General features: G+C 40.1%; 18 protein-coding genes. 4 read left to right on the forward strand and 14 right to left on the reverse strand.

Annotated features, from left to right (window positions below; genetic code table 11):
- Window positions 1-29 precede the first annotated feature (29 nt).
- The 13 genes from J5M87_RS05225 to J5M87_RS05285 all read right to left on the reverse strand — a co-directional run bounded on the left by J5M87_RS05225 (window position 30) and on the right by J5M87_RS05285 (window position 8,335).
- Window positions 30-290 carry a TIGR04197 family type VII secretion effector gene (locus J5M87_RS05225; RefSeq protein ID WP_154607953.1) on the reverse strand — a complete coding sequence of 87 codons (261 nt, stop codon included), beginning with the start codon at window positions 288-290 and terminating at the stop codon, window positions 30-32.
- Between the two features lie 381 nt (window positions 291-671).
- Entirely contained in the window at window positions 672-965 is a 294-nt protein-coding gene (locus J5M87_RS05230; protein WP_154607954.1) for a DUF4176 domain-containing protein, read from the reverse strand.
- A 2-nt stretch (window positions 966-967) separates the two neighbouring features.
- A complete protein-coding gene (locus J5M87_RS05235; protein ID WP_154607955.1) occupies window positions 968-1,861 on the reverse strand; it encodes a hypothetical protein in 894 nt (297 codons plus the stop codon).
- Window positions 1,854-2,435 (reverse strand): hypothetical protein, encoded by a 582-nt coding sequence (locus J5M87_RS05240; protein WP_154607956.1) that lies wholly within the window; start codon window positions 2,433-2,435, stop codon window positions 1,854-1,856. The genes J5M87_RS05235 and J5M87_RS05240 overlap by 8 nt, the downstream gene beginning before the upstream one ends.
- 35 nt (window positions 2,436-2,470) lie before the next feature.
- A complete protein-coding gene (locus J5M87_RS05245) occupies window positions 2,471-2,914 on the reverse strand; it encodes a hypothetical protein (RefSeq protein WP_154607957.1) in 444 nt (147 codons plus the stop codon).
- A 171-nt stretch (window positions 2,915-3,085) separates the two neighbouring features.
- Window positions 3,086-3,481, reverse strand: coding sequence for a DUF1310 family protein (locus J5M87_RS05250; RefSeq protein ID WP_154607958.1), 396 nt, complete (start codon window positions 3,479-3,481; stop codon window positions 3,086-3,088).
- A 22-nt stretch (window positions 3,482-3,503) separates the two neighbouring features.
- Window positions 3,504-3,842, reverse strand: a complete 339-nt coding sequence (locus J5M87_RS05255) for a lipase family protein (RefSeq protein ID WP_154607959.1) — start codon at window positions 3,840-3,842, stop codon at window positions 3,504-3,506.
- 224 nt (window positions 3,843-4,066) lie between these two features.
- Window positions 4,067-4,465 (reverse strand): DUF1310 family protein, encoded by a 399-nt coding sequence (locus J5M87_RS05260; protein ID WP_154607960.1) that lies wholly within the window; start codon window positions 4,463-4,465, stop codon window positions 4,067-4,069.
- 228 nt (window positions 4,466-4,693) lie between these two features.
- Window positions 4,694-4,801 carry a DUF1905 domain-containing protein gene (locus J5M87_RS05265; RefSeq protein WP_160463201.1) on the reverse strand — a complete coding sequence of 36 codons (108 nt, stop codon included), beginning with the start codon at window positions 4,799-4,801 and terminating at the stop codon, window positions 4,694-4,696.
- A 9-nt stretch (window positions 4,802-4,810) separates the two neighbouring features.
- On the reverse strand, window positions 4,811-5,464 hold the full coding sequence (locus J5M87_RS05270; RefSeq protein ID WP_154607961.1) for a DNA alkylation repair protein: 654 nt from the start codon (window positions 5,462-5,464) through the stop codon (window positions 4,811-4,813).
- Window positions 5,465-5,466: 2 nt separating this feature from the next.
- Window positions 5,467-5,964, reverse strand: a complete 498-nt coding sequence (locus J5M87_RS05275) for a GNAT family N-acetyltransferase (RefSeq protein ID WP_154607962.1) — start codon at window positions 5,962-5,964, stop codon at window positions 5,467-5,469.
- Window positions 5,961-6,575, reverse strand: coding sequence for a DUF5052 family protein (locus J5M87_RS05280; RefSeq protein ID WP_067089964.1), 615 nt, complete (start codon window positions 6,573-6,575; stop codon window positions 5,961-5,963). Before J5M87_RS05280 ends, J5M87_RS05275 begins: the two co-directional genes overlap by 4 nt.
- A gap of 89 nt (window positions 6,576-6,664) precedes the next feature.
- Window positions 6,665-8,335: a formate--tetrahydrofolate ligase gene (locus J5M87_RS05285; protein WP_154607963.1), complete on the reverse strand. Its 1,671-nt coding sequence runs from the start codon at window positions 8,333-8,335 to the stop codon at window positions 6,665-6,667.
- 215 nt (window positions 8,336-8,550) lie between these two features.
- Between J5M87_RS05285 and J5M87_RS05290 the strand changes: the two genes are divergently transcribed.
- The 4 genes from J5M87_RS05290 to J5M87_RS05305 all read left to right on the forward strand — a co-directional run bounded on the left by J5M87_RS05290 (window position 8,551) and on the right by J5M87_RS05305 (window position 12,158).
- Window positions 8,551-9,240: a phosphopantothenate--cysteine ligase gene (locus tag J5M87_RS05290; RefSeq protein ID WP_154607964.1), complete on the forward strand. Its 690-nt coding sequence runs from the start codon at window positions 8,551-8,553 to the stop codon at window positions 9,238-9,240.
- Between the two features lies 1 nt (window position 9,241).
- Window positions 9,242-9,790 carry a phosphopantothenoylcysteine decarboxylase gene (gene coaC / locus J5M87_RS05295; RefSeq protein ID WP_154607965.1) on the forward strand — a complete coding sequence of 183 codons (549 nt, stop codon included), beginning with the start codon at window positions 9,242-9,244 and terminating at the stop codon, window positions 9,788-9,790.
- Window positions 9,777-10,346 carry an ECF transporter S component gene (locus tag J5M87_RS05300; protein ID WP_154607966.1) on the forward strand — a complete coding sequence of 190 codons (570 nt, stop codon included), beginning with the start codon at window positions 9,777-9,779 and terminating at the stop codon, window positions 10,344-10,346. The genes coaC and J5M87_RS05300 overlap by 14 nt, the downstream gene beginning before the upstream one ends.
- Before the next feature lie 90 nt (window positions 10,347-10,436).
- The gene (locus J5M87_RS05305) at window positions 10,437-12,158 is read left to right on the forward strand and encodes a phospho-sugar mutase (protein WP_154607967.1); all 1,722 of its coding nucleotides are present in this window, start codon (window positions 10,437-10,439) and stop codon (window positions 12,156-12,158) included.
- A 439-nt stretch (window positions 12,159-12,597) separates the two neighbouring features.
- On the opposite strand, the gene mutY is transcribed toward J5M87_RS05305, so the two are convergent.
- Window positions 12,598-13,755 carry an A/G-specific adenine glycosylase gene (gene mutY, locus J5M87_RS05310; protein ID WP_160463186.1) on the reverse strand — a complete coding sequence of 386 codons (1,158 nt, stop codon included), beginning with the start codon at window positions 13,753-13,755 and terminating at the stop codon, window positions 12,598-12,600.
- Window positions 13,756-13,905: the final 150 nt, after the last annotated feature.

Consider the following 13,905-nt stretch of genomic DNA (forward strand, 5'->3'; position numbering starts at 1 on the left):
CTCGTGCTTACATCTTCTAAGCGTGATAACTACGCTGCTGCTTTTTGATCCATTGCATGAAACGCTGAAGACAGGTTTTGAATATTTTGGGACATAGCTGACACCACAGCGCTCATCTGCTTGGCTGTTGACTGTGCTAAGTCAATTGCAGTAGAAGCATTCGCATTTCCTTTCACAGTGGTGCTTTCATCTTTCTTAATTGAAGTGATACTAGATAAACTTTCGACAGATCTAGCAATAGCTGTTGCTCGTTTAACAGCTAAAGCAGTGTTATTTTTTATCTCACTCATTAATCGACTCCTCATAATAGTATTATAAAAATGTTAAACTTCTCAATTATCTTCTCAAGTATAATCAATACTCTCAATAGGTAAAACTGATAAATGATATTAAAATTCTTTTCTACATTTCTAATAATTGAATAAGCTCATCACCTTCTGGGTATAAGATATATCCTTGACTTGACTTCACAGTAGTCTCAATTACCAAACTCCCATAGCCAAGCGAGGTATCGCTTAAGAAAAACACTTTATAAGACTGTACAGAAAACTGTTGCCTTTTCATATCCTTGATTTGGTCGAAGTCAGTGCCCATTGTTGATATATAGATAGATTGCAGATGATGTCTTATTTCAATAAGTGATTTGAGTTTTGTGATCATTTCAGCCAAGCTTACATTTTGATCTTTTTAACCTCCAACCCAGATTCCCAATTTTCATACACTTCCATAAAACGCTCTTCTTCCTCATCTTTATAGCCTTCAAAGACTATCTTTTCAATATTTTCATGGTTGAAGAAAATGGCATCTTCTGGATTGATCCCCTCAGGATAGATAACCCCTACGTAATCACTATAAACGTTCTCCCCTTCTGATTCGAAAATAGGGCCTCTACCTACAATCATCAACTTTGTTGTCGCTTCATCTAAGTACACAATACTTCCTATTGGTAATAATTCTTTTGTCATTTTTATTTCTCCTTTTGTTTCTTTTTATCCATCTTTTTTCCGCGCCATTTGCCATACCATTGCTCATTTGTGACATTAAAGAACTGGCGATATTCTTTTTGGTACTTGAAAAAGTAAAAGGCTGCTACAAAGTTTTTCAAGGTCATGCTCATCATAAAAATCATGAGTGAAGCCACTAATAGAAAGGCCCAACCATACAAGAAACTGAAAATATCTGGTCGTCCTTTCGTTACTTCACCAAAGTTGAATGTCCATCGATTGATAATGGAAAGCAATAAGAGAATGCCACCATATTTCTTGATAAGTACCATCAAACGATCGCCCCAATCTTTACCAGCTGGCGCCTCCTTGTAAAGCTGTTGTTTTAGCTGATTTACACTGGATAATACCAAAGATTGCCAGAGATAGATGCACACTAAAAGTTGAAGAGCAAACCCAATCCAACCAAAGGCTCCTACTGTGAGACCGACGATAAAAGGGAGAATTCCAGTTGTAAATTCCATAATTAGCAAAATAACCGTCAGATTACCGTAAGCTAGCTGAAAAGCATAATTAGGTTTCCTTATCAAATTTACGAAAAATAAAATAATGTGAAAAACCAAAAGTTTTTCAGTAATTCCTGTCGTATAGACACCAATCAAATGTATCCAATTGATGGTCGATTCCGATAACATTCTTGTTTCTTCTGGCTCCATTAGTATAAAACGGGGAAGTCCAACACCAACTGCATAAAGAAGACCAATAAAAAACAAACCTATCAGTAAAGCCGCTATTCTTTTTAAGAAGGACATAGATGACATCAAACCAATTTGTGCACCATCTTCTGTTAATATCTTCTTACTAACAACCTTTTTTGATTGTTCAAATGTTGCGGATAATAATCTCTTTTTACGCATGTTGTGCACCTCCTCCAAACCAACTTGTCATCGTATTCCAAGTACCTTTAACTGCCTTACCAAGTCCATGCTTAACAGCATCATAGCCATCATCTAAGAAATTTTGAAGCCCAGCATACATTTTATCTTTATGTTTTGGAGCTACAATACCCCAAACAGTATTCGCAGTGCCTGCTGCAAAACCGGCAAGAGCTCCCCAAGGTCCACCAATTGCAGAACCAGCTATTGCTCCTTCAATCGGTCCCACACTTTTCAATTGTGAAACTCCTGCATGAATTAAGGATTTTCCTACACTACCATGAGCACGACTATCCTTGTTATTATATTCCCTGATGGTTGTGATACCAGCGTCAACTCCCACAGCAACCCAACCTAATCTTTTTGCAGCCTTGCCAAGATACTTCAGTTTATGGGCTATTTTAGACTTGCTAACAGAATTAAATAATTTTGTTCCGTATGTTTTTATAGGATCTGTTATTTTTCCTAACACAGAATTGATAGTTTTTACAGGATACTTACCAAATACTTTAAAATTAGCAACCTTTGAGATTACAGAGTGGTTAACAGTATTCAAAAACTGATTGAAACTCCCTTTTTTCCATTTAGAACCTAACTTTTTATACCATTTCCAATTCTTATCTTTTGCAATTTTTTTAACTCTACGCCAGGCAGTGTTCTATATGTATTAGGACCATTATAGATATAAACGCCTGAAATGCGTTCTAAATACTCATCTTTTAACGATGTAACCGTATGTTGAACATCCATCGAAGCTAGTGAATGACCATAAAAAGAAAAAGTGGCTTTGCGATACTTGGCTAAGCTGGCATTGCCAAAGTCAGCTGCCTCTTTAAGCTGAACCGTACCTTGTGTGGGAACCCAATCTGGAACAGCGATACGTAGAGCCATAGGAATATCGTTTTCAAACCAGTCCATCGCAACATCCCAAGGCTTTTCCAGAACTTCATTAAAACCGCTTGACCCGCGATACAACATTGTGACATGACTTACTTTATCATAATCAGCCTCAGTAGAATTTTTCGGTAACTTCACATCTGTCACTACATAGGCTTGTAAACCTGAAGCCGTATCTTTAATTCCTGAGACGTAACCAACGATAGTTCTATTATTATCAATAGTAACAGGGTCACCTACGTTATAAACTGTGTACTCTCTTTTTGCTATGGCTTGATGCTGTTAATTTGTATACTGAGATTTCATACATTATTGCTCCTTAAGCAGAACATCCAACTTACTTGAATATCCCCCTCCTGAGGATTTATACTCTCCAGTGTTCCAGTTTTTCTCAATGTTATAATAAACATATAATTCCAAATCATGATTAACGTATATTTTAAACATCACTCCCCCCATCGGATTATGTTCAATGGAGTCTCTGTCTATGTTGTAAGATTGTATAACCCCCTCCTTTGTCAAAGATTTGGAATCTAAATTTTTCAACCCTTCCTCTATAACCTCTTTCGCTTCCTCACTCTCCACCACTTTTATCATCTCTTGTTTTAGTTGTTCTTGTCTATTTACTTGTTCCAACACCACTACGCCAATGATGACTGATAGGCTAGTGATAATACCAAGTATCCATTTCAACCATGTTTTCATTTCGATTCCCTCTCTTCTTTTACTACACTGTTATACAATATTTTTTATGAAAATACTCTAGAATAGTAGTAATATATACTTCTGAACAATCTGTACTAACAACAGCGTATTGAACATCCATCGAACCTAGTGAATGACCATAAAGATTTACTCGAGCATTCGGATATAACTCCATCATTTTATTTAGGTAGTTTGCGGCTTCTTTTAATTGCCCCGTACCTCTTTCTATGTAATCAGCTCTTGGATCATCTGTATTATTTGACGATAGAATACGACCTCCCATAGGTAAATCATTTAAAAACCAATCTGTTACCCAGTCAGCTCCACCTAATGGCTCGGTAGAACCTTTCATTAAAATCATAATCTCTTTTACAGATGAACGTTGCGCTTCTGATGCAGTCGGCGGAACACAGTCGTCCCCATTGGTAATCGTATAAAACTGTTCTCCATTACCAGTAGCATTGTCAACTTTGTCGGAGACACGACCAATAATCGTCCCATCTTCAAGCTTGACTTTCGAATTTAGTTTATATCCTTTGTACTCTGCGAGCGCTAAATCTAGATGTTACTTATCGGAATAGCTACTCATTCTCTTTCTCCTTCTAGCAAGTTAATAATAGCTTCTGACCAGCTTGTGCTACTAACCTCCACATCGCCACGAGAACCCTTATACAAGATAAAGCCAACTGAGTATTCCTCGTTGCTATTAATGAGGATGTCAAACATCACTCCCCCCATAGGATTATGCTCAATCGAATCATGTATAATAGAATAATTCTTGATAGTTCCTCCATCGGTCAAGGCTTGAGGATCTTCTCGCTTGAGCATTTTCTCTATAACCCTCTCAACTTCCTTACTCTGAACAAACTCCATCATCTCTTGTTTTAGTTGTTCTTGTCTATTTACTTGTTCCAACACCACTACGCCAATGATGACTGATAGGCTAGCGACAATACCAAGTATCCATTTCAACCATGTTTTCATTTCGATTTCCTCATTTATTTTAATAGTATTATACACTATTTTTGCGGAAAATACTTGTAAATACGTGTTCAACTTTCTACTATCTATTTACACAAAATTATTGACAGAACCTTAGAACTTTTTAGCTAGAGTATATTCAAAAAGCAGCCAATTACTTGACTGCTCCTATTTCTCATGCCCGTGACCACACGCCCAGATATACTTCTATCTTTTTAAGCAGAATAGTCCTTACTTTTTATCTTTTTCTTGCAGCTGAATAACAACTTCAACCGTATCTCCTGCATCTTTTCCAATTTTCTGGCATATCTTTTTTTGAATGCCAATAATATAACAGATATTGCCGTTTTATATATACTTACTTGCTTCACGAATGCTGAGAGGCGCCATTTTCGCCTCATACTTAGCAAGGAACTCCCTCACCCAAGCTGGATTTACTTTGGAATAATCTCGTAGACTCCAACCAATCGCTTTAGTGATGAAAAACTCTGTTTGACCGAGATTATTGACCACTATTTGCTCTAACAACTCCGTATCTGTATCTTGCTTGCGCAATAGTTGGTGATCAATGGCAACCCTACGCAACCAGATATTATCAGAAACACTCCAGTCCAGTAAAACAGACTTGGCTTTGGGATAGGAAAAAGCAATCTCCCCCACAATTCTATCTAGTCCATCGACTGAATCCCACCACGAATGCGTTGTAATCAAGGATTCTAAACGTGGCAAATCCTCTGGTGTCAACTTTCCTTTATTCATAGCCAGGTAATCAATTGCTGTATAATGGATTTCACGGTAGGGATTATCCCAGGCCTGCTCGACAAAGTTCCAATCAATAGGATTCTTCTGATAAGGCTTAAAAAATTCCTTGCTGATTTTCTTGCGTAAGCCAGCTCTCACACCCAAAAAAGGAAATTGGTTGCGAAGGTAGGCCGCCATTTTCTCTGCCTCTTCGGCAGACGCAACTGCCTTCAATTGGTCTTGAAGTTCTTCTACCCGCATCCTTATTCCTCCAATAAACTCTTTTGTAACCAAACAATATCATGCCATTTGTCAAATTTGTAGCCAACCTTTTTAAAATGCGCCACCTGCACATACCCACGTTTCTTATGAAAGGCCATACTGGCATCATTGGGCAGAGAAATGCAGACTACAAAGTTCTTAAAACCGTGCTGGGTCAATTCACTCTCCAAATCATCGTACAAAGCGCTCCCCACGCCTGAACCACGCTTCTCTTCATCCAGATAAATCGTTAATTCTGCCGTCCAATCGTAAGCTGCTTTATCGTAGTAGGTGGAGGCGTAGGCATAACCTACCACAGAGGCATTTTCTTCTACAACTAGAAAGGGATAGCGCTCCGTAATATGCGTGATTTTCTGTTCAAAATCCGCCACACTCGGTACTTCCAAATCAAAGGTAATGGCTGTTTTCTCTACATAAGGCGCATAGATTGCTCGAATAGCTGCCGCATCGGTCGTCTGTGCAGTGCGAATTAACATCATCTCTCCAACAACTCCCTGTCATAAATGGTGTAGTCACAACGATAAATAATCAAGCGTTTGCCGTCAATTAGCAGTTCTGAAGTCTTTGGTGCATCCGAAGCATACAAGGAAACCTTATTGCCCGCATAGGTCGCAAGCGGAGTGCCATTTTGTGAACGAATCAAAATCACTTTTGCCTTTCCAGTAAAGTCGTTTTTAAATTTCGAAACCATGCGGTTCAGTATTGGAACTGCTGCTTGTTGATCGTCTGCGGTCGCATTCTTTTGGTATTTCAAGAAAATATCTTCTAAGCCATCTTCTACTGCAATCAAGGATGATCCCACGTGATCAATTTCATATTTGCCCAAGGTGATTTTCAAAACGGAACTATCTCCCTTTGAATTGCCTTCACTATCCACCGAATCAAACTCTTCATTTCGAGCAATCGATAAGGATTTCCCAGACATTTGATCAATCAGTTGGGAATTTTCATCATAGGTCCGTACTGTCATATCTAGTCCAATCCACTCTGCCTTGGTATTTTTCCACCAGTTCTGAATAGACTGACAGCCTGCCAATACGCCGACCGATAAGCTGAGTACAAGAGCTATTTTCAACCATTTCTTTTTCATGTTTTTATTTCCTCCTTTATCTAAAGTATTATACCAAAAAACTGGAGAAAATCCCCAGTTTTACGATAAAACATAATTGGTGACGGCTTTTAAAAGAGTCCAATCGCAGTTCCGTCTTCTGCCACATCCATGTTCAGAGCCGCGGGTATTTTCGGTAGACCTGGCATGGTCATGACATCTCCTGTCAGAGCGACAATGAAGCCTGCTCCCAGTTTTGGTACGAATTCACGAATCGTGATGTCAAAGTTTTCAGGGACACCGAGAGCAGTTGGATCATCTGAAAAACTGTACTGGGTTTTCGCCATACAAACAGGCAACTTGTCCCAGCCGTGCTTAGCAAATTCACCCAATTGCGTACGGGCTTTCTTTTCAAAGACAAGCCCCTTACCACCATAGATTTCTGTCACGATTTTAGTAATTTTTGTTTCCAAGCTATCATCTGCCTGATAAAGACGTTTATACTGGGCAGGTTGTGCTTCAATCGTTTTGACGAGAGTTTCAGCCAAGTCCACACCACCTGCTGCACCATTTGCCCAAACACTTGTCAGTTCAACAGGGACAGCAATTTTAGCACATAGTTCTTTTAAGATAGCAATTTCTGCTGGGGTATCTGTGACAAATTCGTTAATGGCAACAACTGCTGGAATACCATATTTTTGAATATTTTCAACATGGCGTTTGAGATTGGCAAATCCTGCCTCTACCGCCGCTACATTTTCTTCTGAAAGATGTTCTTTTGCTACACCGCCGTGCATCTTAAGAGCTCTGAGAGTCGCTACAATCACAACCGCATCAGGGGCTTTAGGGAGATTCGGTGTTTTGATGTCAAGGAACTTCTCTGCTCCAAGGTCTGCCCCAAATCCCGCTTCTGTTACCACAATATCTGCCAAACGAAGCGCTGTTGAAGTCGCTAAAACAGAGTTACAGCCATGAGCAATATTGGCAAATGGACCTCCGTGAACAAAGGCAGGTGTACCATAAATCGTCTGCACAAGATTGGGTTTTAGAGCCTCTTTCAAAATCAAGGTGAGCGCACCCTCAACCTTCAAATCTCGTACATAGACTGGACTGCGGTCAAATCGGTAACCAATGACAATATTCGCCAATCGCTCTTTCAAATCCTTTAAATCCGTTGCCAAGCAAAGAATAGCCATGATTTCAGAGGCAACCGTAATATCAAACCCATCCTCACGTGGGATGCCATTCAAGGGACCACCCAGACCGACTGTTACCTTTCGTAAAGCCCGATCATTCAAATCCACCACGCGCTTCCAGATGATTCTACGTTGATCAAGGCCTAAGCTATTTCCTTGATGAATATGGTTGTCAATCAGAGCAGAAAGAGCATTATTAGCTGTGGTAATGGCGTGCATATCTCCTGTAAAATGCAGGTTAATATCCTCCATTGGTAAAACCTGAGCATAGCCACCCCCAGCAGCTCCACCTTTTACTCCCATGACAGGACCGAGCGACGGCTCACGAAGCGCAATCATCGTTTTCTGACCAATCTTAGAAAGTGCATCTGCTAGACCAATGGTCACAGTCGACTTTCCTTCTCCTGCTGGCGTTGGGTTAATGGCTGTTACCAAAATCAGTTTCCCAAGCTCATTTTCTTTGACAGCTTCTATTTTTTCAAAGGATAGTTTAGCCTTGTATTTCCCATATAGTTCCAAGTCATCATAGCTAATTCCGACTTTTTCAACCACATCAACAATCGGCTGTAACACCGCACTTTGTGCAATTTCAATATCTGTTTTCATAGCAACCCCCATCTAGTTAATGAAAATAGTATAGCAAAATTTCAACGAAAACGCACATTTTTTCATATTCTTTTCTCAATCATTCGGTTTTTATTATTTTAAAGAACCTTTTTGATAAAATCATTCCCTTATTCTACTACTTTCATTCAAGACTTCTGAAAGCCGATTCATTGCTAAAACTTTACCTAAAGCCAATTTTCTAGTACAATAAAAACATGAAAATTTTGATTACTTCTGGCGGAACGAGTGAAGCGATTGACCGTGTCCGCTCTATTACCAACCATGCGACAGGAAATCTAGGAAAAATCATTGCTGAAAAATGCTTGAGAACTGGATTGGAAGTAACCCTTGTCACCACTAAAACAGCTGTAAAACCTAGCCCACAAAACACGTTAACCATTGTAGAGATTACAGATGTGGCTAGCCTTGCTCAGACCTTAGAAGAGCTTGTACCAACTCACGATGTCCTCATCCATAGCATGGCCGTATCTGATTATAGCCCTGTTTATATGACCGGTCTTGACCAAGTAAAAAATACACAACCTATCGAAAGTCTACTTGAGAAAACCAATGCTGAAGGAAAAATTTCATCAAAGGATGGCTACCAAGTCCTCTTCCTCAAAAAGACACCAAAGGTGATTTCCATGGTTAAAAAATGGAATCCCGAGATTCAGCTGATTGGCTTTAAACTCTTAGTCAATGTTTCCAAGGAAGAACTCTTTCAAGTAGCCCGTGACAGTCTCGTAAAAAATCAAGCAGACTACATCTTGGCCAACGATTTAGCGGATATTAGTCCGACTAGACACGGTGCCTATCTCATCGATAGAGAACAGGCCTATCCCGCTCAGACCAAGGAAGAAATAGCTGACTTGATTATAGAAAAACTATTGGAGAAAAGGAGATAATATGGCCCGTATTACCCTAGCCGTTACAGGTTCTATATCCGCTTATAAAGCAGCAGACTTAACTAGCCAACTAGGAAAACTAGGCCACTCCGTCACGGTCCTAATGACTACTGCTGCCACCCAATTCATTACACCGCTAACCTTACAGGCTTTGTCCAAAAATTTGGTTCATACAGATGTGATGTTGGAGGAAAATCCTAGCTCTATCAAGCACATTGATATTGCCAAGCAAACAGATATCTTTCTAGTAGCACCTGCTTCTGCCCAGACGATTGCCAAACTCTCCTATGGCTTTGCTGACAACATTGTTACTGCTGTAGCCTTAGCCTTACCTAGCACTACACCCAAGTTGATTGCACCAGCCATGAATACCAATATGTACCTCAATCCTGCTACCCAAGAAAATCTCAAACGATTGCAAACGTATGGCTTTGAGGAAATTTCACCGAAGGAATCTCTACTTGCTTGTGGTGATGTCGGAGTTGGTGCCCTTGCGGATATTGATGTTATTTTAGAGAAAGTGAGTGATATCCTTCATGAGACAAACTAAATCTACGCAAATTGCAACCCTAGCTATTTTCTTTGCCACAATGATTGTGATTGACATTCTCAGCTCTGTCATTTTTAATCTTTTGCCAGTCCCAATCAAACCAACGATTGTCCATATCCCAGTCATTGTTGCCTCCATTCTATATGGTCCTAAGATTGGCGCAACTCTAGGAGGAATGATGGGCATATTGAGTGTGGTTCATAATACGATTATGCTCTTACCTACTAGCTATCTCTTTTCTCCTTTCGTTGAAAACGGGCAATGGTATTCTTTGGTTGTCGCTATTCTTCCTCGTATATTGATTGGGGTAACGCCATACTTTATCTATCGCTTATCACAAAAGCGACTAGGCCTTCTCATTTCTGGAGCTATCGGCTCATTGACCAATACTGTCTTTGTTCTAGGAAGCATCTTTTTCCTATTTTCATCTGTCTATAATGGTAATATCCAAGCAATGTTAACAACTATTATTGGGACAAATTCGATTGCAGAAATGCTGATTGCAGCCTTTCTGACAGTGGCTATTGTACCGACCTTGCAAAAAGCAAAAAAATAAATACGAAAATCACGTGAAAGCGTGCTTTTTCTTTTCAAAAATGATATAATGAAAGCGTTTAATAGAATACTATATAAAAGGAGAATGACAATGACATATCAAGAACAATATCAAGCATGGCTCAACTATGCAGAGCTTCCTGACTATCTACAGGAAGACTTGCGCAATATGGATGAAAAGACCAAAGAAGATGCCTTTTATACGTCTCTTGAGTTTGGAACAGCTGGTATGCGTGGGTTGATTGGAGCTGGTACTAACCGAATCAACATTTACGTCGTGCGTCAAGCAACAGAAGGTTTAGCACGCCTTATCGAATCAAAAGGTCAAGAAGCCAAAGATAGAGGGGTTGCCATTGCCTATGACTCTCGCCACTTCTCTCAAGAATTTGCCTTTGACGCAGCTCGTGTCCTTGCTGAACATGGCATCAAAGCCTATGTTTTTGAAGAATTGCGCCCAACACCAGAACTATCATTTGCAGTTCGTCATCTCCAAACAGTTGCTGGAATCATGATTACGGCAAGTCACAACCCTGCTCCATACAACGGTTATAAAGTATACGGTGAAGATGGCGGTCAAATGCCACCTGCTGATGCCGATGCCCTTACAGACTATATTCGTGACATCACAGATCCATTTGCCATTGCTGTAGCTGATTTGGAAGCTGCCAAAGAACGCAATCTCATCGAAGTTATCGGTGAAGCAGTCGATAGCGAATACCTCAAAGAAATCAAAGATGTCAATATCAACCAAGACCTCATTAACGAGTATGGTCGGGATATGAAGATTGTCTTTACACCACTACATGGTACAGGTGAAATGCTAGCTCGTCGTGCCCTTGCCCAAGCAGGTTTTGAATCTGTCCAAGTCGTAGAAAGCCAAGCAAATCCTGATCCAAACTTCTCAACAGTCAAATCACCAAACCCAGAAAGTCAATCTGCCTTTGCCCTTGCTGAAGAATTAGGCCGTCAAGTTGATGCAGATGTCTTGGTCGCAACAGATCCAGATGCTGACCGCCTCGGAGTTGAAATTCGCCAAGCAGACGGTAGCTACCGCAACCTTTCTGGTAACCAAATCGGAGCCCTCATTGCCAAATACATCTTGGAAGCCCACAAACAAGCTGGTACCCTTCCAGCAAATGCTGCTCTAGCAAAATCAATTGTGTCAACTGAACTCGTGACCAAAATTGCAGAGAGCTACGGCGCAACTATGTTCAATGTCTTGACTGGTTTTAAATTTATCGCAGAAAAGATCCAAGAATTTGAAGAAAAACACAACCATACCTATCTATTTGGTTTTGAGGAAAGTTTCGGCTACCTTATCAAGCCATTTGTACGTGACAAAGATGCCATTCAAGCCGTTCTAATTGTTGCTGAAATTGCCGCCTACTACCGCTCTAAAGGCTTGACCTTGGCAGATGGCATTGACCAAATTTTTGAAGAATATGGCTACTATGCAGAAAAAACCATTTCTGTAACCCTATCAGGTGTTGACGGAAAAGCGGAAATCAAGAAGATTATGGACAAATTCCGTGGCAATGCTCCAACAGAATTTAACAAGACAGCCATTGCCCTCTTGGAAGATTTCCAAGAACAAACAGCTACTGATAAGGAAGGTAATGTCTCAGCCTTGACAACTCCACCAAGTGATGTATTGAAATACACCTTAACAGACGATTCTTGGTTCGCCGTTCGTCCGTCTGGAACAGAACCAAAAATCAAGTTCTACATTGCAACTGTGGGAACGGATATGGCTGATGCAGAAGCAAAAATCGCTGCTATTGAAGCAGAAATTAACGCATTTGTGAAAGAATAACAAAAAAGAGGCGATTGCCTCTTTTTTGTTATGTCTTAAAATCAGGAAAAGTCCACCAATAAGGAAGTGATTATTTTGGAAAAAAATAAGATAATGTGTTATAGGTCTATTAGCTCCCCTTCAAATTCTTATCGACACTTATCTCTTTCGATTACAAACCAAATTCTATAGTTCGTGCATGATTCTTTATACATATTATAGTAATCCGTATAGGGCAGCTTGATGTATTTTGCTTGAGTTCAAGAAGGGACCCCAAGCTTAGATAAGATAAAACAAGATGGACTTTTCCCCTTACTTCTTCTCCTTAGAGAAGAGTTTGTAAGCAATTGTAAGTAACTACTCCTTTCACATTCAGCAAAAGCTCTTTCCCTTTTTCACCCCCATCATATCATTTTTATAAAGCATTTTCAAGTATTTATATGCTAGAAAAAAAGGTTTTCTATTTTCTTTCTTGCTTACCTGCCAGATAACTATTCCACATTTTTTGCTGTGGTTTAGCAAAGGGATAACGATGAAAATCCTCAACTGAAATCCACTGGAGTTCCCGATTCTTTGGAAGAAAGCCTGCTATTGCGATTCCTTCTAGTAATTCAATCTGCCACTTGCGATGACTAAAGATATGTTGCACAGGAGCAAATCTTTCAGATTGCCACTCCACTTCTAATGGGTAGATTTTATGAAATTCCTGTCTGACATCTACTTGCGGACTAGCTTCTGCAACTTCAAAAAGAGAGAGCTGCGGAGGAATTGCCTCAGCTTTCTCCACTAAAGGAAAAGACCAAAATCCTGCCAGTAAGTTAGACTCTTGGTTTTTCTCTAACAAAAATTCGTTTTTCTCATTGCGAATAATAAAGGCTTGATAAGTAACTGGAATCGGCTTTTTCTTGGGTGCCTTAATCGGATATTTGTCCATGGTTCCGTTGAGATAGGCCGCACTAAAATCCTTAACTGGGCTTTCTTCAGGTCTGGGATTAGTAGGAGATTCGATATCAGACCCCAAATCCATCAGAGCTTGATTAAAATCCCCCGGTCTTTCTGGATCAATCAATTCTTCCATCATGGCCTGAAAAATCTTGCGGTTCGCAGGCACGCCAATATCATAATCTACTTCAAACAAGCGACTCAAAACCCGCATGACATTCCCATCCACAGCTGGTTCTGGTAAGTCAAAGGCAATGCTAGCAATAGCTCCAGCAGTATAGGGGCCAATTCCTTTTAAACTCGCAATGCCTACATAGGTGGTAGGAAATCTGCCTTCAAAATCTGATACCATTTGCTGGGCAGCCTCTTGCATATTGCGTACTCGTGAATAGTAGCCCAAACCTTCCCAGAGTTTTAAAATGACTTCCTCAGGTGCTGTCGCCAAATCCTGTATGGTCGGCAAGTGATATAAAAAGCGTTCATAATAAGGTTTGACCGTATCAACGCGTGTTTGCTGCAACATAATTTCTGACACCCAGATAGCATAGGGATCCTTGGTACGGCGCCAAGGCAGGTCTCGCTTATGAGCATCATACCAGTCCAGTAGAGCCTTGCGAAAGGCTACTATCTTTTCTTGTGGCCACATTTCAATGCCATATTTCTTCAAATCAATCATAAGACCAGTATACCATAAACATTGCCACTCTCTCCAGAAGCTAGACTTAAGAAAATGGATGTGTCCTCACTCTACTCACAACTAAGTCTGTAAAAAATGCAAGAAAAAACACCAGACTTGACATATAGTCTCAGAATGTAGACAAACCTC

The organism is Streptococcus sp. zg-86, assembly GCF_017639855.1.
GTDB lineage: Bacteria > Bacillota > Bacilli > Lactobacillales > Streptococcaceae > Streptococcus > Streptococcus zhangguiae.